This is a genomic window from Flavobacterium sp., assembly GCF_034111225.1.
Taxonomy (GTDB): domain Bacteria; phylum Bacteroidota; class Bacteroidia; order Flavobacteriales; family Flavobacteriaceae; genus Flavobacterium.
This window is the reverse complement of record NZ_JAWUXR010000011.1, coordinates 443,051-460,858: the sequence shown is the minus strand read 5'-3', so window position 1 is coordinate 460,858 and position 17,808 is coordinate 443,051. Positions and strand designations below refer to the sequence as shown.

The 17,808-nt window shown below is 30.1% G+C and carries 17 protein-coding genes and 2 tRNA genes; 8 read left to right on the top strand and 11 right to left on the bottom strand.

Annotated elements, in window-relative coordinates; all coding sequences use genetic code 11:
- Positions 1-37: 37 nt before the first annotated feature.
- Genes UXY25_RS07440 through UXY25_RS07430 form a run of 3 tightly spaced genes read left to right on the top strand, consistent with a single transcriptional unit; the run spans position 38 to position 1,826 of the window.
- Positions 38-400, top strand: a complete 363-nt coding sequence (locus tag UXY25_RS07440) for a Na(+)-translocating NADH-quinone reductase subunit F (protein ID WP_320815371.1) — start codon at positions 38-40, stop codon at positions 398-400.
- Complete coding sequence (locus UXY25_RS07435; protein WP_414601371.1) at positions 363-1,394, top strand: FAD:protein FMN transferase; 1,032 nt, start codon at positions 363-365, stop codon at positions 1,392-1,394. Before UXY25_RS07440 ends, UXY25_RS07435 begins: the two co-directional genes overlap by 38 nt.
- A gap of 6 nt (positions 1,395-1,400) precedes the next feature.
- Positions 1,401-1,826, top strand: coding sequence for a hypothetical protein (locus tag UXY25_RS07430; protein ID WP_320815370.1), 426 nt, complete (start codon positions 1,401-1,403; stop codon positions 1,824-1,826).
- A 22-nt stretch (positions 1,827-1,848) separates the two neighbouring features.
- Here the strand turns inward: UXY25_RS07430 and UXY25_RS07425 are convergent, their stop codons facing one another.
- The gene (locus UXY25_RS07425) at positions 1,849-2,619 is read right to left on the bottom strand and encodes a class I SAM-dependent methyltransferase (RefSeq protein WP_320815369.1); all 771 of its coding nucleotides are present in this window, start codon (positions 2,617-2,619) and stop codon (positions 1,849-1,851) included.
- Positions 2,619-3,437 (bottom strand): type I methionyl aminopeptidase, encoded by an 819-nt coding sequence (gene map, locus UXY25_RS07420; RefSeq protein WP_320815368.1) that lies wholly within the window; start codon positions 3,435-3,437, stop codon positions 2,619-2,621. The genes UXY25_RS07425 and map overlap by 1 nt, the downstream gene beginning before the upstream one ends.
- A gap of 232 nt (positions 3,438-3,669) precedes the next feature.
- Here map and UXY25_RS07415 point away from each other — a divergent pair, with 232 nt between their 5' ends.
- The gene (locus UXY25_RS07415) at positions 3,670-3,849 is read left to right on the top strand and encodes an acetyl-CoA hydrolase/transferase C-terminal domain-containing protein (RefSeq protein ID WP_320815504.1); all 180 of its coding nucleotides are present in this window, start codon (positions 3,670-3,672) and stop codon (positions 3,847-3,849) included.
- A gap of 83 nt (positions 3,850-3,932) precedes the next feature.
- Complete coding sequence (locus UXY25_RS07410) at positions 3,933-4,277, top strand: RNA-binding protein (RefSeq protein ID WP_320815367.1); 345 nt, start codon at positions 3,933-3,935, stop codon at positions 4,275-4,277.
- A gap of 50 nt (positions 4,278-4,327) precedes the next feature.
- On the opposite strand, the gene UXY25_RS07405 is transcribed toward UXY25_RS07410, so the two are convergent.
- The 7 genes from UXY25_RS07405 to UXY25_RS07375 all read right to left on the bottom strand — a co-directional run bounded on the left by UXY25_RS07405 (position 4,328) and on the right by UXY25_RS07375 (position 14,082).
- Positions 4,328-5,710, bottom strand: coding sequence for a TolC family protein (locus tag UXY25_RS07405; protein ID WP_320815366.1), 1,383 nt, complete (start codon positions 5,708-5,710; stop codon positions 4,328-4,330).
- A gap of 6 nt (positions 5,711-5,716) precedes the next feature.
- Positions 5,717-7,069 carry an HlyD family secretion protein gene (locus UXY25_RS07400; RefSeq protein ID WP_320815365.1) on the bottom strand — a complete coding sequence of 451 codons (1,353 nt, stop codon included), beginning with the start codon at positions 7,067-7,069 and terminating at the stop codon, positions 5,717-5,719.
- A gap of 2 nt (positions 7,070-7,071) precedes the next feature.
- Entirely contained in the window at positions 7,072-8,733 is a 1,662-nt protein-coding gene (locus UXY25_RS07395) for a peptidase domain-containing ABC transporter (RefSeq protein WP_320815364.1), read from the bottom strand.
- Entirely contained in the window at positions 8,730-9,401 is a 672-nt protein-coding gene (locus UXY25_RS07390; RefSeq protein WP_320815363.1) for a TetR/AcrR family transcriptional regulator, read from the bottom strand. Before UXY25_RS07390 ends, UXY25_RS07395 begins: the two co-directional genes overlap by 4 nt.
- 125 nt (positions 9,402-9,526) lie before the next feature.
- The gene (locus UXY25_RS07385) at positions 9,527-10,093 is read right to left on the bottom strand and encodes a thioredoxin family protein (protein WP_320815362.1); all 567 of its coding nucleotides are present in this window, start codon (positions 10,091-10,093) and stop codon (positions 9,527-9,529) included.
- Position 10,094: 1 nt separating this feature from the next.
- Positions 10,095-11,612 (bottom strand): 2,3-bisphosphoglycerate-independent phosphoglycerate mutase, encoded by a 1,518-nt coding sequence (gene gpmI, locus UXY25_RS07380; RefSeq protein WP_320815361.1) that lies wholly within the window; start codon positions 11,610-11,612, stop codon positions 10,095-10,097.
- A gap of 52 nt (positions 11,613-11,664) precedes the next feature.
- Positions 11,665-14,082 carry a DUF5916 domain-containing protein gene (locus tag UXY25_RS07375; protein WP_320815360.1) on the bottom strand — a complete coding sequence of 806 codons (2,418 nt, stop codon included), beginning with the start codon at positions 14,080-14,082 and terminating at the stop codon, positions 11,665-11,667.
- 187 nt (positions 14,083-14,269) lie between these two features.
- Here UXY25_RS07375 and UXY25_RS07370 point away from each other — a divergent pair, with 187 nt between their 5' ends.
- On the top strand, positions 14,270-15,001 hold the full coding sequence (locus UXY25_RS07370) for a murein L,D-transpeptidase catalytic domain family protein (RefSeq protein WP_320815359.1): 732 nt from the start codon (positions 14,270-14,272) through the stop codon (positions 14,999-15,001).
- On the opposite strand, the gene UXY25_RS07365 is transcribed toward UXY25_RS07370, so the two are convergent.
- On the bottom strand, positions 14,990-16,579 hold the full coding sequence (locus UXY25_RS07365; protein ID WP_320815358.1) for a L,D-transpeptidase family protein: 1,590 nt from the start codon (positions 16,577-16,579) through the stop codon (positions 14,990-14,992). The genes UXY25_RS07370 and UXY25_RS07365 overlap by 12 nt on opposite strands.
- Before the next feature lie 294 nt (positions 16,580-16,873).
- Here UXY25_RS07365 and UXY25_RS07360 point away from each other — a divergent pair.
- Positions 16,874-16,946, top strand: a tRNA-Gly gene (locus UXY25_RS07360).
- 23 nt (positions 16,947-16,969) lie between these two features.
- Positions 16,970-17,042, top strand: a tRNA-Gly gene (locus UXY25_RS07355).
- A gap of 31 nt (positions 17,043-17,073) precedes the next feature.
- Here the strand turns inward: UXY25_RS07355 and pepE are convergent.
- A complete protein-coding gene (pepE, locus tag UXY25_RS07350) occupies positions 17,074-17,781 on the bottom strand; it encodes a dipeptidase PepE (RefSeq protein WP_320815357.1) in 708 nt (235 codons plus the stop codon).
- Between the last annotated feature and the right edge of the window lie 27 nt (positions 17,782-17,808).

The following is a 17,808-nucleotide window of genomic DNA, read 5'->3' as shown; positions in this document are numbered from 1 at the left end:
TTTTTATTTCTATTAATTCAATTCGTACTTTTACACAATGGAAGAACTAACGGAACAAGAATTGCATCAAATTGGTATGAACCATGTTGGAAAAGACCTTGAGAAAAAAGGGTTTGAATTCATTGCAATTAATAGCGAATTAAAAAAGCATCCTCAATTTGTATGTGTCGATACACAAAACACTTTACATTTTGTAATGGTTCAAGTTGTTCCATATCCTATAAACCCAGAAGAGCCAAATGTTTTGTTTGTTGAAACATTTATTAATCATGCAAAATCTAAGAATGCAAAAGTGTTATTTGCAGGAGTAGGAATTGCAAATGCAGAAGATTTAGAAAAACCCATTTATACAACATCAGATTATGTCATCAATTACAATGGTTACAAAGAACTTTTATAGTCTATTAGTACTTTTAGTACTTACAGTTTCGTGTCAAGAAAAAGAAAATCAATTTTTTGTAATTCAAGGAGAAGCACAAGGCAGTACGTATAGTGTTAAATACATTGCCAATGAAGAATTGGTCACTAAAAATCAAGTGGATTCGTTATTATTGGCTTTTGATATGTCACTTTCGACTTATCGACCTGATTCTAAAATTTCAAAATTAAATGCAGGAGACTCTACAATTATCGTTGATGGTATGTTTGTAGAAACATTCAAGGCTTCTAGTCAAATTTTTAACGAAACTAATGGTCTTTTTGATCCAACTATTGGTGTTTTAGTCAATGCATATGGTTTTGGACCTAATCACGAAAGAAAAGAGCTAAATCAGCTTCAAATTGATAGTTTGTTGCAATATGTAGGTTTTGATAAAGTGAAGTTGAATGCCAATAAAACGATTTCTAAATTACATACAGCAACTTATTTTGATTTCAATGCAATTGCACAAGGATATTCAGTGGATGTAGTTATAGATTTTTTTAAATCTAAAGGAATTGAAAATGCAATAGTTGAAATAGGAGGTGAATTATATGCCTTAGGAAAAAATACAATTGATGATAAGAATTGGATAGTGGGCATTGATGACCCATTACAATTTAAAAGTGAACGTGAATTAATTGCAACCGTTAGATTAGAAAATCTAGGAATGGCAACTTCTGGGAATTACCGTAAAGTGGTTACCGACTCTATTACAGGTGAAAAATTCGTACATACTATAAATCCAAAAACTGGGAAGCCTCAAAAAAGTAATGTCTTAAGCGCAACGGTATTGACTTCGACTTGTAAAATGGCCGATGGTTATGCAACTGCTTTTATGGTTATGGATTTAGAGCAAAGCAAAGTCTTTATAAAACAACATCCTGATTTATACGTTATGATTATGTATGCTGATCAAAATAATGAAATGCAACGCTTTACTTCAGAAAATTTTAATCAGTTACTTAATGAATAGGAGTTTATGAGGAAATATTTAATATGTATAACATTTGGGTTATTGTCTTTTTCTTGTAAAGAAAAGAGTGTTTCAAAAAATGAATTATTTGATCAAGATTTGAATAAATCTCTTTATAAAAAGTTGAATTCTGAATTTAAAATTCACTTTAGTTTAAATAATTTGAATAGTGTTCTAAATGGAGTAAAAATAGAAGAATTAAAAAAAGGAAAAGAAATTGAAAAAGAAATGCTATTCGAGAATTTCAAATGTGATTGTTATGACAAAATAAAGATTTCCTATTCGCAATCTGAAAACAGATTCATTCTTTTTATATATGAAGAAGCTTTCGTCGAAGATTTAGATTGGTGTCCTGAAAGTTCATATTATTATTCTTTTGATGTAAAGAACAATAAAATAATTGATTTAAGGATGGATTTTATCGCGGGTTAAAACTTACAAATTTAGATTAAGCCTATTTAAAACAAACAGGAATAATTTCGCCTTTAGCTAAACAATATTTTTCAACTAATTCCGCTGAAATGGTATTGGTATAATCTACTTCGTTTACTTGAAAACCAATACTTCTTAATTTATCAAAATAATCACGTCCGTATATACGAACATGATCGTATTGTCCGAATATTTTAGCACGCTCTTTTTGATTGGTAATAGAATCATCAGAAAAAGTTGTTGCTCTTGATAAGTCTTGTGGAATTTGAAATATTCCCATTCCGCCAGGTTTCATAACACGATACAATTCTTGCATTGCTTTAGTGTCATCTGGAATGTGTTCCAATACATGATTGCATAAAACAATATCGTATGCATTATCTTCAAAAGGTAAATTACATATATCAGCTTTTACATCTGCCAAAGGCGAAAGTAAATCAGTAGTCGTATAATTTATATTGGCTTGTTTTTTAAAACGTTTGTAAAACTCTTGCTCAGGAGCAAAATGCAGTACTTCTAATTTGGTTTCAGAAGTAAAGAAATTCGTTTCATTTTGTAAATACAACCATAATAAGCGATGTCTTTCTAATGATAGTGTACTTGGTGAAAGGACATTGTTTCTTTGCGTTCCATAACCATAAGGTAAAAACATTTTAAAGCTTTTGCCGTCAATTGGATCTGTAAATCGATTTCCTTTTAATACAAATGCTATAATTGGTCTAACCACAATACTTAATCTAATAAGTATAGGTCTTGGGATAGTATTTAGAATGAACTTGAATATTTTTTTCATTACAGTACAAAAGGAATTTGTCTCAATCCATCTTCTTCATTAGAAGTTATTCCTAATGCTTCATATATGTATGCGAATGTAGAAAGCAATTCAGGTTTTCCGTCAACTATAGCAACATCATGTTCAAAATGAGCAGAAGGTTTTCTATCGGCTGTAGTTATAGTCCAACCGTCTTTATGTTGTACGATATTTTTAGTTCCCATATTAATCATCGGCTCTATGGCAATTACCATTCCGTTGACTAATTTTTTACCACGACCACGTTTACCGTAGTTTGCAACTTCTGGATCTTCGTGCATTTTTCTTCCTAAACCATGTCCGCAAAGCTCACGTACAACTCCATATCCGTGATCTTCACAATATTTTTGAATAGCATATCCTATATCTTCAACTCTATTGCCTACTTTAGTTTCCCTTACACCTATGTATAAAGACTCTTTGGTTATTTGCAAAAGTTTTTTAGTTTCTTCAGCAACTTCACCTACTTCAAAAGTATAGGCATGATCTCCATAAAAACCATTTTTTAAAGCGCCACAATCAACAGATATGATATCACCATCTTCAAGCGGAGTATTGTTAGGAATTCCATGTACCACTTGAGTGTTTGGGCTCATACATAACGAGTTTGGAAAGCCATACATTCCTAAAAATGCTGGTTCAGCACCATTGTCTCTAATAAATTCTTCGGCTAATTTATCTAAATATAAAGTGGTAACACCCGGTTTTATTTCTTTGGCAATTAATCCTAAAGTTTTAGAAACGATTAAAGCGCTTTCACGCATTATTTCAATTTCTTCTCTCGTTTTTATTACAATCATATCAAAAAATTATGAGCACAAAAGTACAATTTTATAAACAATTTCAATTTCAATTTGAAAAATCAATTTTAAATTTTAAACAGTTATTTAGGCCTTCGTATTTGAAAATGAGATTTATCATATTTTAAGAGCTGATTCAATGGTAAATTTTCAGTATATAAAAAACATTAGGTATGAGTAAATATATAACGGCTACAGAAGCTGTAAAAATAGTGAAATCAGACGATAGAGTATATGTGCGGGAATTGTTACAACTCGATCACATGTGCAGTATGTAATTACTGAAAATGTAATTGCTGATTTATATGGAAAAACATTAAAACAACGTATAAATCAATTAGTAAATATTGTGCATCCTTCTCATCAAGAGAGGATTGATAGAGAAAATTTTAATTTGACTAATATTTTCTAAATTAGAATAGTGTTAAAATAAACGAAATAATAATTTTTCATATCTATTAATAGATTATCTTTGCAACAATAAATTTTATATAAATGAATATTTTCGTAGGAAGTCTTCCATACAGTATTGAGGAAGCAGATTTAAGAGGTTTTTTTGAAGATTATGGTACTGTTGATTCAGTTAAAATAATTATGGATAAATTTACCGGAAGAAGTAAAGGGTTTGGTTTTGTTGAAATGCCAAATGACGCTGAAGCTCAAAAAGCAATTGATGAGTTAAACGGTGGAACTGTTGAAGGTAGAACGATTGTTGTAAACAAATCTGAGCCAAAACCAGAAGGAGAAAGAAGAAGCTTTAATAACAACCGTGGCGGAAGCAATGGTGGTGGAAGAGGCGGTTACTCTAATGACAGAGATAACAATAGAGGAGGTTATTAATTAACTTTCTTTTCTGAAAAAAATAAAATCCCGCTTTTAGCGGGATTTTTTTATTCTGGGTTAGCCATAGTTTTATATAAGTCTAAGGCAGATTGTAAATAATTATTAGTTAATGCAATATTAGTTAATTGAGCTGTTACTAACGTGTTTTCCCTTGAGTTGATAAGAAACAAAGAGCTTTCTCCCATTTGAAACAATCGTTCTTCTGCATTTAACATTTGATTGTAGTTAACCACTAAATCTGAAATAAGTTTAATTTGTCTTCTGTATGAATTGATTTCATTTTTTTGACCTTCTATTTTATTGATTAGCGCTTGTTGTTCAAAAGTTACTTCAAATTGAGATTCGGCAACTTTAATTTTTGCTAATTTTAAATTTGCTCTTTCTTTTCTTAAGAATAATGGAAATGAAAAGTTAACACCAAACTTGTAATCATTTAATCGATAATTATCAAAAGCACTTGGTTCGGATAGATAATTGTAGTTTACGTCAAGTTTTGGAAGTAAACTGTTTCCAGCGAGTTTAGTCTCTACATTTAAAATTTCAAGTTTACTATTTAATGCTTCAATTTTAGGGTGATTTTGGATAGAAAAATCTTGAAAATCATCAATTTTTAAGGCAAATAGTAAGTTTTGATCTAATACTTCTTCTGGACGAATAAATTCTTCTACTTCAAAAGGGGTTCCGTTTTCAGACCATAAATAATTTGATAACAAAAGTTTCGCTTTTATTAATTTTAGTTTTGAGTTTTCTAGATTTAACTTCCTAGATTTAACTGTTATTCCTGCTTCAATACTGTCAATTGCTGGTTTGTCGCCTTCTTCAATAAGTTTAAGGACTCCACTATAACGTATACTCGCATTTTTTAAATATTCTTTATAAAGTTCTACTTCATCAAAAGTTCTTTTCCAATTGATATAGCTTTGCGATGCTTCGTAAATTACTTCTGTTAACATTATTTTACGTTCGGCTTCATTTACACGTTGATATATTTTTGCTTTACGTAATTCAGCCATTCGTTCGTTTATCCATAACCCTTGACCAATTGGTACACTTATCCCTAACGATGTTAAGCCGCTATTAGGTAAAGTGTTTTCAGGATTTAAGTAAATACCTTCATTATTATCAAAAGCTGCTTTAACTTCAATTCCATACCAAGTTGGAATTTTAAAACTTCCATTGAAAATAGAGTAGTAGTTATTGTCTGAATATTCTTTTTCCGTATAATCAGCTTCAAGTTTAGGGTCAAAACCACCTCTGGCTTTCATAAGATTTGCTTGCGCTTCGCTTATTTTTAAATTTGCCTGCTTAGTAAGTGGATGTGATGTCTTAACGTATCCTAAAAACTCTTCAAATGATAATACTTCAGATTTTGTTTGCGCATAAATTAAATTTCCAATAAAAAGTAACAGAAGGATATATTTTTTTTTCATGCTTTTTTACTTTTTTTCATTGTTTTGTTCGCCATTAGTTGGATTATAAAAATTTGGAGGGAAACCATTTAGTGTTCTCCAAATTTCGAACCAAATTGGTACATTTTCAAGTAATGCAATGGTTTGTGTTCCTGCGCCAATACTTAATTCTTTTGGCCATTTTTTATCACTGTTATCTGGAGCAATAAGTATCCTATATTTGCCATTTTCACTAATGAAATTTTCTTTAGCAACAATAACACCTCCAAAAGTTCCAAATGAAGCTCCTGGCCAACCGCTAAATACAATTGAAGGCCAACCGTCAAACCAAACACGTACTTTTTCTCCTTTGTGAATTAATGGAAAATCAACAGGACTAATATATGTTTCTACTGCAATGTCAAAACTCGCGGGCATTATACTTACAATTGCGGTGCCTTCTTTAATTGTTTCTCCAATTCCGCTTTGCAAAGCGCGGTTTACATAGCCATTTTGTGGTGCAACAATATAATACATACCATTTCTTATTTGGTAGTTTCTATATTGATTTTTTAGTTTATTAACTTGTGCTTCTGTATCAAACTGAGAACTTAATGCTGTTTGTTTGTCACTCTGGGCTTTAGCTGTTTTTTCAGAATATTCAGCTAATATTCTATTAAGTTCCATTTTAGCATTTAAAACTTCATTTTGAGCACTAATGTATTTGTTTTGTTGTGTGATTATTTTTGCTTCAGTTTCTTGAAGTTTAACTCTCTTTTCTTCAACATCAGTTAATGGTTTTAAGCCTTCTTTATTTAAGTTAATTGCACGATTAAATTGTGTTTTTGAAATGCTTAATTGCGTTTTTACTGCCTCTAAGTCAATACTGTCACTTTGTACTTTTAGATTAGCTTGGAAGAGTTTATTTTTAGCTTGTTTGAATTTCAAACTTCTTTCATCACCAATAGCACCAATTTGATTTTCTAACGCTTGAACTTTAGAAGCGTATGAACTAACTGAGCTTTCTTTAGCAATAACTTGTCTTCCAGTGTTTTCTACTAAATTTGGATCTAAATAATCTTCTTTTATTTCTGAAATAAATAAAATAGTATCTCCTTTTTTCACATAGTCTCCCTCATTTACAAACCATTTTTCTATTCTGCCTGCAATTGCTGATTGAACGGTTTGTGGCCTCTGGTTAGGCTTTAAAGTAGTTACTGATCCAGCACCTGAAACGTTTTGAGTCCAAGGAAGAAATAGTATTAATAACAATAAAAAGCTTAAAACCCAAATTGTTTTTTTTATGCTTTGATAGCCTTTATTGTCTTCAAAAACTTTGGCTGATTTGTATTTTTCTAAATCAACCCATTTGTCTATTCTATTATTTGTTATGTTTAACATGACTATTTAATGGATTTGATGGTGTTGTTTTCTAATGTTATAATTTTAGTACATTTTTCTTTCCAATAATTTCCTTTTGCAATGACTACTAATGTCCAAGGGTTTTCAGGAGCAGTCAAAAAATCAATGATTTCTCCAGCTGTATATTTATCTAACTTTTCAACAGGTTCTTCGAGAAATAATAATTTTGGTTTTGTAATTAAACAACGCGCTAATAGTATTTTTTGTGTTGAAGCTGAGTTTATTCTTTTTCCTTCTGAAATCATTAATGTATCAAGGCCTAAAGGAAGTGATTTTATGAGATCAGTTAGTTTTAATTTTTCTAATAATTGTGCAACTTCCTTCTTTGATATTTCGGGATTATTACAAGTTATGTTTTCATAAATTGTGCCTTCAAAAGGACTATCGTCAATTGTTATTACACCAATATTGTTTCTAAATTCATCAATGCAATATTTTTTAATGTTTGTATCATTTAAGAATATACTACCTGTTGAAGGCTCAAGTAACCTTGCTAATAAGCGTAATAGTGTTGTTTTACCGCTCCCATTCTCACCCTGTATGAGCATTCTGTCGCCATTGTTTAGTGTTAAGTTGATGTTTTTTATTACTGCTGAATCACTATCTGGAAATTGAAACGATATTTCCTTCGCTTCCATACAAATGTTCTCGTCTTCTAAATAATAATTAGAAGTAGTGTTTTCTAGTCGGTTTTCCAATTCTAAATCTACAACTGTGCCTAGTTTTTCTAAAGATGTTGTAACGTCATAAAATAATTCTAAACCATAAAAGAGTTTTTCTACTGCAGTTATTATGGTAATAATGATGATTTCAGCTGCAACAAATTGACCAATATTCATTTGTTGGTTCAAAACCAATATTCCTCCAATAACCAATAATCCAGCTGTAATCAGTACTTTAAATCCAGTTAGTTGGATAAATTGTTTTCGTAATACTTTAAAGTGGCTTTCACGATGCGATAAATATTCATTTACGAGTATATCGTTTTTGTTAAGTGAGAAATCAAAAAGTTTCCCGTTTTTAAAACTTAAATGATTTCTAGCAATTTCTTGTAGCCAATGAGCTACTTTGTACTTGTATTTTGATTCTTTTAAGCTTGTTTCTAAACCAGAGTTAAAGTTTATTTTAAAAATGAAATATAATATAACGAGTAAGATTATTCCGAAAAATATAAAAAAAGGATGATAAAGTGACAATAAAAGAATTCCAAAAATAATTTGTAATGCAGCTGTAGAAACTTCTAGTATTAATTTTGAAAAACCTTTTTGTACTGTTAAAGTGTCAAAAAAACGATTTGCTAATTCTGGAGGTGAATAATTATAGATTTGGTTGAATTTTATTTTTGGAAACCTATAAGCAAATTCAAATGATGAGCGGACAAATATTTTTTGTTGAATGTTTTCGGTAATTCTAAACTGCATTATTTTTAAAATCCCCACAAATGCTACACCTAAAACAACTATAAATACCAAGACGATCCAAGAAGTGCTTACTTGTCCTGCTTGAATAAAGTTAATAATTGATTGTATTCCTAGTGGTATAGATAAACTGATTAATCCTGCCAATACTGCATATATCAACAATTGATAAACGTCTTTTTTATCGACGATAATTAAGTTTTTAAATCTTTCTATTGGGCTCATGATAATATTTTTTTAATCATATGAATGTAAAAGTCTGATAAACAATCTTTGTCTGAAAGATTGGTAATGGTTTTAAAGTGATCTTTTAAATAATGTTGATGTAAGGCTCCTTGAACAATTGAAGACGCTAAGCTTTTTGCATACGGGTATTTTGGGTTTACTTCTGTAATCATATCTATTAACCTATTGATAACTCTTTTGTAAACTAAGAAAAAGCCTTCTTTATTTTCTGTGTCAACATCTTTTGTTAATAATGTTTTTGAGAAATCAGATATAATTATACGATTTAAAATTGATTCATCGATGTGAGGTGTGTTTTTGTCATCAATTATGTTTTGTGTTATTATTTTGATGCTAATGCATAATTTATTTAATGAGTCTGAAATGTTATGAGTTGCGAATACTAAATTGTATTCAATCCAAGACCAATACCATGATGAAAGGTAAATCAATAACTTATGTTTGTTTTCAAAATATCTATAAATTGAGCTCTCATTAGATTGAATTTTTTCACCTAACTTTTTAAATGTAAAAGATTCAAAACCAATCTCGTCTATTAAAATAATGCTATTTTTTAATATTTTACGTCCTAGTTCAGATGTTTCTGGGTCTTTTACGTAAAGCTTTTCGTTAATAGTTATTTTTAAATTAGATAGTAAATTTTGCATTTATAATAATTTTATATGCAAATATAATAGTATTACTATTAAATCATAATTGTTTAACTTTTATTTAAGTTTTGTTCAAAAAAAAATCCTGATGAAATTCAGGATTTTAAATTTAATCAAACTAATTATTGAATATAAATATGTTTATAGTTGTTTCCATATAAAATGTCTATCACATCTTGTTCTAAACTTACTCTCGGAGATTCAACAATACGATTTACCTCTTTTCCGTTTTTGTAAAAAATAAAAGTTGGAACATTAGTAATGTTTAGCCCTTTTTCAAATTGTTCAGGCGTAGTTTTGTCTCTTTTCATCGTAATCAAAGTTACTTTTCTTAATGGAAAATCTACTTCTTCTAATATTTTATAAAACTTAGGCACTTGATTTTGGCTGTCTTCACACCAAGTTCCCATAAAAATAGTAATTGTATAGTCTTTTAACTCTTTTTCAATTTTATCTTCCATTTCTTCATTTATAACATAATTGTTATAACCTTGAGCAAACCAATCGTTAAAAGGAATTTGTTGCAAATCAGTTCTTTTTGCTTTTCCAACTAAGATGCCGTCTTCAATTTGTTTATGTTTGTTTGATAGGCTTAATCCTATTTCACTATTATCTATATCTTTTGTGTTTTTGTGTGATGAACAACTAAATAAAATTGTAATTGCTAAAATCGAGATTATCTTTTTCATGTTATAATAGAGATTTACAAGTCATTGCTTGTGGTTTTTGAATGTTCATTAAATCTAAAATGGTAGGAGCGATATCACCTAAAACACCATTGTTTATATTTTTCAATTCTTTATCGACTAATATAATTGGAACTGGATTTGTAGTGTGAGCTGTATTAGGAGTTCCATCAGGATTAATCATTGTTTCACAATTTCCATGATCAGCAATGATAATAGTTGTGTAGTTGTTTTCTAAGGCAGTTTCGACCACTTCCTTTACGCAAACATCAATAGCTTCACATGCTTTTATTGCGGCTTCCATAACGCCTGTGTGACCAACCATATCGCCATTTGCAAAATTCAGACATACAAAATCAACTTCCCCTTTTTTAAGTTCAGGAATTAATGCGTCTTTTAGTTCAAAAGCACTCATTTCTGGTTGTAAGTCGTAAGTTGCTACTTTTGGTGAATTTTTTAAAATACGAGTTTCACCTATAAATGGTTCTTCACGACCACCAGAAAAGAAAAATGTTACGTGTGGATATTTTTCTGTTTCGGCAATTCTAATTTGTTTTTTATTTGCTTTTTCTAAAAGTTCTCCAAGTGTTTCGGTGATGTTGTCTTTGTCGTAAATTACATGAACATTTGAATATGTGTCGTCATAATTAGTCATCGTAACATAAAACAAATTCAATTTGTGCATGTTTTGTTCGTGTAAATCTTTCTGCGAAAGCGCTTCTGTAAGTTCACGACCTCTATCGGTTCTAAAGTTGAAGAAAATCACAACATCATCTTCTTTAATTACTGAAACAGGGTTGTTATTTGAATCGGTTACAATCAAAGGTTTAATAAATTCATCAGTAACGCCGTTAGTATAACTTTCTTGAATGCTTTCTACTGGTTTTTGGGTTTTTATTCCTATGCCATTTACAAGTAAATCATAAGCTAATTTTACTCTTTCCCAGCGTTTATCTCTGTCCATTGCATAATATCTCCCTATAATTGAAGCTAATTTAGCATTGGTATTTTGTAAATAATTTTCTAAATCTAAAATGTATTTTGCTCCTGATTTTGGATCAACATCACGTCCATCTGTAAAAGCATGTACAAACATATTTTGGACACCTTTATTTTGAGCAACATCTATTAATCCTCTTAAATGTGAAGTATGAGAGTGAACTCCACCATCTGAAATTAGTCCTAAAAAATGAATGTTTTTGTTATTTTTCTTAGCATAATCAAAAGCATCCATTAATGGCTTCTCTTGATCCATAGTTCTATTGGCTACAGCCAAATTTATTTTAGCTAAATCTTGATATACAATTCTTCCTGCGCCAAGATTCATATGACCAACTTCAGAATTCCCCATTTGACCTTCTGGCAAGCCTACGTTTAAGCCATCGGTTCTTAATTGAGCATTTGGGTATTTAGTATATAAACTATCAATGAAAGGCGTGTTGGCATGGTCTATAGCGGATACTTTTGGGTCGGGAGATTTTCCCCATCCATCAAGAATCATTAAAATTACTTTCTTATTCATCTTAAAAGTGTTTTTACAAAGATAAATATTCAAGAGTTACAATAGAGCTCCTTTACGATTTTTTAAACCAATTTTTTCCTTGATTGTAATCAATATAATATCGAATACTTACTGACAAGATGTGGTTTAAATTATCGCTAATTAAATTAGAGAAGTTATTGCTAAAATCTTTATTTGTGGTTCTGTCAAAGGTTGCAGCATTGTTACGGTATAAAACAGAAACTTGACTGCCTGGAGCAAACCACCATGAATAAGTTAAGTCTAAGTTCCAGCTGTTGAAATTTGAATTTCTGTTTACGTTATAAGTTGTGTTCTCAGTAAAAGTACCATCATCATTTAAATTATGGAAGCTGTTGTTTTCAACAAATGACCAATAATGTCTAACGGATAAGTTAAAATTCATATTGCTGTTTATAGAGTATTTTCCACTAATACTATTAGTATAAGTGTCTCTATCTCTTTTTGCAAAAATTATATTTGTACCATCATTGTCAGTAAATCCTGCATTGTTTATTTGTTTGCCGTAATTGAAATTATATTGAACTGAAATCTTATCACTAAAACGATAACGTGGTCCAATGCTTATTCCATAACTATATCTATTAGTTTCAGAGGTATTGGTGAAATATGGGTTAGTGTCTAAAGCGAATTTATTTGCATAATTTGATGAAAAATATAACCATCCACCATAACTTTTAGGATAAATTGCAAATTTACCATCTTCTCTAGGCTCGTAATAATCATAATTTTCAAAAGGGTTGTAGTTAATTCCTCCTCCAAAAAAGTGATTTTTCTTGTTTGTAGAGTTTACACTTACGCCAAAATTATTTCCTTGTATTTTTGATGTTAAGTTGTTAAATTGAATAAATGAATTATAGTTAATTCTGAATGAATTGAAAACTTTAGTTGGATTTAATATCCTATAGCTTGCATTACTGAACAATGAAGTGTAATTAGTTTGAAAATTAATTCCAAGGTCGTTGTTGTCATAATCTTTTGAAACATAATTACCGCCAACACTATATCTTATTTTACCACTTGTTTCAGCAAAATTTAATGAAGTATTGTAGCCACTTTTATTTTCAAAATCATAAATACTACTCATTTTGATGTCTCCAGAAAGATTGTATGTATTCTTTTTAGTGTTTAAGTCAAATAATAATCCAGTGACATTTGCGTCTCTAAAACTTCCGTTTCTAGTTACATTAGTGTTTATAAAAGTAACTGAAGAGTTTTTATTGAATCGTTGATCAAAGACAGTTACATTATAATTAGTTAAGGGAGAAACAGTTTCTTTACGTGAAGTGTTGTCATCAGGATTTATAATATTTGCATCTGTTTTTTCAGTGATTGCATTTAAAAAACCTATTCCGAGACCGTCAGAGTTTCGTCCCGATATTTTTATTGCATTTAAAAGATTTACACTTGCAGGATATTCAGAAATATATTCATTACCAGTTAGTGTTGGGTAGAAACCAGGTGCGGATCCAATTCTTCTAGAATACAATAAGTTTCCTTTACTAAACAGGTCGGTTCCCTCAGTAAAAAAAGGTCTGTTTTCATTAAATTGTTGTTCAAAAGGACCAAGGTTTAGAATAACTTCGTCAAATTTAGTTTGCCCAAAATCTGGAACTAAAATTGCATCTAAAGTAAATGCATCATTAATTCCATATTTAATGTCTAAACCACCTTTTGCAGTTAAAGTAGTTTCTTCATTATTAGTGTTTAAATAACTCGAAGCATAAGGAATTAAGAACAATCGCGTTGGCGGCTCAATGTTTTCAATTCCGTTTAAGATTCCAGCTTGTTGAATAACTGCTCCAATTTTAGAATCAACAAATGACCATGTGTAGATTTGGCGGTCTCTTTTTATTTCTCTAATAAAATTGATTCCCCAAGTTTGTTTTGTTTCATTTGAAAATCTTAGCGCAGCATAAGGTATTTTCATTTCTACAGTCCATCCAAAATCGGTAATTTTAGCTTTACTGCTCCAAATTGCATTCCAAGAAAAATCTTCACCGGTTTGTTCTGTTGCTATACAATCCAGTTGACCGCCAGCAGCTGTTACAAAAAACCTAAAATCTTGCTGCCCGTCATTAAGACCATTTATAAAAACTCCAAAAGCATCAGTTGTGCCAAAATCATCTCTCTCCGTTATTTCTTTTAAAATTTTTCCAGGTTCATCATCATATAATTTTGCACCTATATAAACACCATCATTATCATAAAGAATTTTAACCTCTGTTTTTTTACTTTCACTAATAGGTCTTCCGTTATCAGGTTCAAACATTACAAAATTTGAAGCGGTTTGTGTTTCGCTCCATATACTTTCGTTTAATTCTCCATCAATAATAATTGATTCATTTATTTTATTGGCAACTAAGCTCTTTTTTTGAATTGAATCATTTTGAGCTTGAGACTTTAAAAAGGTAAAGGACAATAAAATTATGATAATCAGGTTCTTATGCATTATGATTTGTTTTTTGCAAAAATAGGAGGATTATAAAGTGTATGAAAAAAATTATAAAAAGTTTAACTTTATAAGAAAACACCGATTAAAGACATATTTTTTCGATAAAAAGCAATAAATAATTTGTTTTATAACTTTTTTTAAATACATTTGGAACAAGATTAACCGACTAACTACAACAACTACAATGAATTACAAATTATTAACCTTGCTTTTTTTATGTGTGTTTTCTTTTGGATTTATTAATAAATCGGATGATGATGGTGAAGCAAAAAAAGTAACAAAGCCAATGTTATTGGCTTCTAATGATAAAGTAATTATTAAATCTTCAACTCAATTATTTTTTGAAAGCATTGAAGAAAATAATTTAACTCTACCTCAATTTGAGTGTTTTTCTAAAGCTTTTGAAGGGTATGCTCAATTAAAGTCTCAAGGGATTATTCAAAAAGATTTTTTAACCATAATTGATTTTAGTCTGTCTTCTAATGAAGAAAGAATGTGGGTTATTGATATGGAAAGCAAAAAAGTTGTTTTAAGATCATTAGTAGCACATGGAAGAAATTCTGGTGAAGAGTTCGCAAATAAATTTTCTAACTCATCAGAGTCTTATCAAAGTAGCTTAGGTTTTTATGCTACTGGTGAGGTTTATCAAGGGAAACATGGTTTGTCATTAAGATTAGATGGTTTAGAATACGGAATTAATGATAACGCACGTAATAGAGCTGTGGTTATTCACGGTGCTGATTATGCTTCAGAGAAGTTTGCTAATGCAAATGGAAGGTTAGGAAGAAGCCTTGGTTGTCCTGCAGTTCCATACTCTGTACACAAAGAGTTTATAAATACTATAAAAGATAAATCTTGTTTATTTATTTATCATCCATCAAGAACTTATATTGCTAAATCTAAATTAGTTTCTTAAAGCTGTAAATAATTTTGAATCAAGATTGTAAATGTCTTCTCTAAATTGAAGCCCTTCTTTGTTAGACCAACTTGTCCAATAAAATAAGTAGATATTTATATTTGATTTCTTTAACGGAATATATCTTGTTTCCTTTTTATTAATGATAGTATCTATTTCTGCGCGGTTCCATCTTTTTTCATCTTCTTTCTTTAGTATCGTTTCAGATAACTGCAAAGGATTTTCAATTCTAACACAACCTGAACTTAAAGCTCTGTACTCTCTTACAAAGTAATCTCTATGATTGGTGTCGTGCAAGTAAACTGAATGTCTATTTGGAAAATTAAACTTCACCAACCCTAATGAATTATCATAGCCTGAAGTTTGTACATATCGATACGATTTAGATTTATTTGGGTCCCAATTTTCTGGAGCAACAATTTGTCCTTTAGAATCATAAATACTAATCCTTGTTCGGCTAAAATAACTTCTATTTTTTGTAGCTGAAGGGGTTAAGTCCTCTTTAATAATAGTTGGCGGAACTGTCCATGTAGGGTTAAAAACAAAATTAGAAAGTTTAGAACTTATAATAGGAGTTTCTCTGCTTGGTTTTCCAACGACAATTCTTCTTTCGGCAATTGTATCGTTATTTGCTACATAAGAAAGTTTGTAGTCTGGAAGGTTAATAAGTAAGTATTCTTCGCCAAAATTGTCCGGAAACCATCTCCATCTTTCTAAGTTGGCATAAATTTGTTCTCTTCTTTCGTTTTGAGTAAAGTTCAATGCTTTTAGTGTTCCTTGACCAATAACTCCATCAGCACTTAAGCCATGTCTTTTTTGGAACTTTTTTAATGCTGTAACTGCAGTTTTATCATAAATAGGCGTTATAATACTGTCTCTATTTCTAAAGTCTTTCCAGTACATTAAATGTTTTTTTATCTGAACAATTTCATTAAGTGTATCGTTTGGTTCAATTTTGTCTTTTAAATAAATTTTCCTTAATTTATATTCAGGTAATTCGTTTAAGGTAATCAAGCTTTTTTTAAGTGAAATGTATGTTGAATGTTGAGGTTTTAAATCTTTAAAAGTTGTTGCAACTATCCTTATTTTGATGGCTTTGTAAAGTAAATCAGATAATGCAATTGATTTTTGTGGAATGTCCCAATTTTCATAGATGTCTTTTGGATTGGTTTTTCCGCAATGTAAATGAGTGGCTAATTTTTGAAAAGATTCTGTAAGGAAAATGTCATAAGCAATTATTTCAGAATCACTCATGGTTGCTCTCTTTTTTTCTGATTCTAGGATTTGATCATAATTGTATTCATTTGGAATTAATCCTTCTTTGTAGCAAAATTTTATCTCGTTGATTAAATCTGCTCTATTTTCATCATTGAACCAAATTTCATATTCATTGAATTTTTTATAATATAGTTGAATACTATCGTTTTTCTTTTCAATTAAATTGATGTCAATTGGTCTAATGATAGTATGAGTAACAGGGTCCTCTAGGGGTAATTTAACCTCTGAAGTTGATTTTTTATCGTTTTTACAATTAATAAAAAAAAGCAGAATGAAAATTGAGAGTATTTTATTTATCATAAACTTGGGATTGACGCATTTTAAAGTAATAAATATTTTGACATTAATTAGAAATTTTCGTTAAAAACCACATAATGTCGACCTAAGTTAATAATATCAAAACTTATGCCAATAGTTTTAATGATATTTTGAAGTAATTAATAATAAAACTCACTAAGTATAATGTTTTGGCTTTTAGTTATTTATAGTCCTGGTGTGTATTTGTTATCGTTGAATTTTAAAATAATTGTAAATTTATTCAAAAAAAACTTGCTTTGAATTATTTTTTTCAATTATATTTGCACACCTAAAAATGCGAAAGTAGCTCAGTTGGTAGAGCGTCAGCCTTCCAAGCTGAATGTCGCGAGTTCGACCCTCGTCTTTCGCTCTAATTTATTGAAATTACCTTATGCGAAAGTAGCTCAGTTGGTAGAGCGTCAGCCTTCCAAGCTGAATGTCGCGAGTTCGACCCTCGTCTTTCGCTCAAAAAAAATCCTGCAATTTGCAGGATTTTTTTATTTTATACCATTTAGTTCCGTTTCTGGTTCTAATTCTGCTGGTTTTTTGTTTTGAGAAAATAAACGTGCAGTTAATTTTCCTTTTAATATAATTGAGTTTCCGTTTACTTTTAACCAACTACCTTCTCTTAACCCTAATACAGGTTGTGGATTAAATTTATGAAACTCATTAATTCTTGTTTCTCGTGTTTCTCCCATATGAGTAGAATTGTTGTCAGGGTCTAAATAATGAGGATTAATGTTGAAAGATACAAATCCAAAAGTTCTAAAACTTGGAGGGTAAATAATAGGCATGTCGTTAGTTGTTCCCATTGTAAGTCCGCAAATATTACTCCCTGCACTAGTTCCTAAATAGGGAATTCCATTATTTACAACATCTTCTATGTTGTCTAAAACATTATTTCTGTAAAGTTCAGATACTAATAAAAAAGTATTTCCACCACCAGTAAATATAGCTTCAGCGGTTTTAATAGCTTCTATTGGGTTTTCAAATTCATGAATTCCTTTTACCTTGATGTTTAATTTTTCAAATGCTTTTGAAGCTGTTTTCGTATATTCGTCATGGGTTATTCCTCCTGGTCTTGCATATGGAATAAATAATAGTGTTTCTACATTTTTAAAATGTTCTTTAAGAGTTGGAAACAAATAATCTAAATATTCTCCACCATGCAATGTAGAGGTACTCGCTATAATTAATTTTCTCATGTAGTTTTGTTTAAACTTCAAAGTTAT

Excerpts from the sequence above, each read along its gene's own strand:
- UXY25_RS07395 (WP_320815364.1), bottom strand. The coding sequence starts at position 8,733 with ATGAGCCCAATAGAAAGATTTAAAAACTTAATTATCGTCGATAAAAAA.
- map (WP_320815368.1), bottom strand. The coding sequence starts at position 3,437 with ATGATTGTAATAAAAACGAGAGAAGAAATTGAAATAATGCGTGAAAGC.
- UXY25_RS07405 (WP_320815366.1), bottom strand. The coding sequence starts at position 5,710 with ATGAAAAAAAAATATATCCTTCTGTTACTTTTTATTGGAAATTTAATT.
- UXY25_RS07370 (WP_320815359.1), top strand. The coding sequence starts at position 14,270 with ATGAATTACAAATTATTAACCTTGCTTTTTTTATGTGTGTTTTCTTTT.
- UXY25_RS07440 (WP_320815371.1), top strand. The coding sequence starts at position 38 with ATGGAAGAACTAACGGAACAAGAATTGCATCAAATTGGTATGAACCAT.
- UXY25_RS07435 (WP_414601371.1), top strand. The coding sequence starts at position 363 with ATGTCATCAATTACAATGGTTACAAAGAACTTTTATAGTCTATTAGTA.
- UXY25_RS07375 (WP_320815360.1), bottom strand. The coding sequence starts at position 14,082 with ATGCATAAGAACCTGATTATCATAATTTTATTGTCCTTTACCTTTTTA.
- UXY25_RS07365 (WP_320815358.1), bottom strand. The coding sequence starts at position 16,579 with ATGATAAATAAAATACTCTCAATTTTCATTCTGCTTTTTTTTATTAAT.
- UXY25_RS07410 (WP_320815367.1), top strand. The coding sequence starts at position 3,933 with ATGAATATTTTCGTAGGAAGTCTTCCATACAGTATTGAGGAAGCAGAT.
- UXY25_RS07430 (WP_320815370.1), top strand. The coding sequence starts at position 1,401 with ATGAGGAAATATTTAATATGTATAACATTTGGGTTATTGTCTTTTTCT.
- UXY25_RS07425 (WP_320815369.1), bottom strand. The coding sequence starts at position 2,619 with ATGAAAAAAATATTCAAGTTCATTCTAAATACTATCCCAAGACCTATA.
- pepE (WP_320815357.1), bottom strand. The coding sequence starts at position 17,781 with ATGAGAAAATTAATTATAGCGAGTACCTCTACATTGCATGGTGGAGAA.
- UXY25_RS07400 (WP_320815365.1), bottom strand. The coding sequence starts at position 7,069 with ATGTTAAACATAACAAATAATAGAATAGACAAATGGGTTGATTTAGAA.
- gpmI (WP_320815361.1), bottom strand. The coding sequence starts at position 11,612 with ATGAATAAGAAAGTAATTTTAATGATTCTTGATGGATGGGGAAAATCT.
- UXY25_RS07390 (WP_320815363.1), bottom strand. The coding sequence starts at position 9,401 with ATGCAAAATTTACTATCTAATTTAAAAATAACTATTAACGAAAAGCTT.
- UXY25_RS07385 (WP_320815362.1), bottom strand. The coding sequence starts at position 10,093 with ATGAAAAAGATAATCTCGATTTTAGCAATTACAATTTTATTTAGTTGT.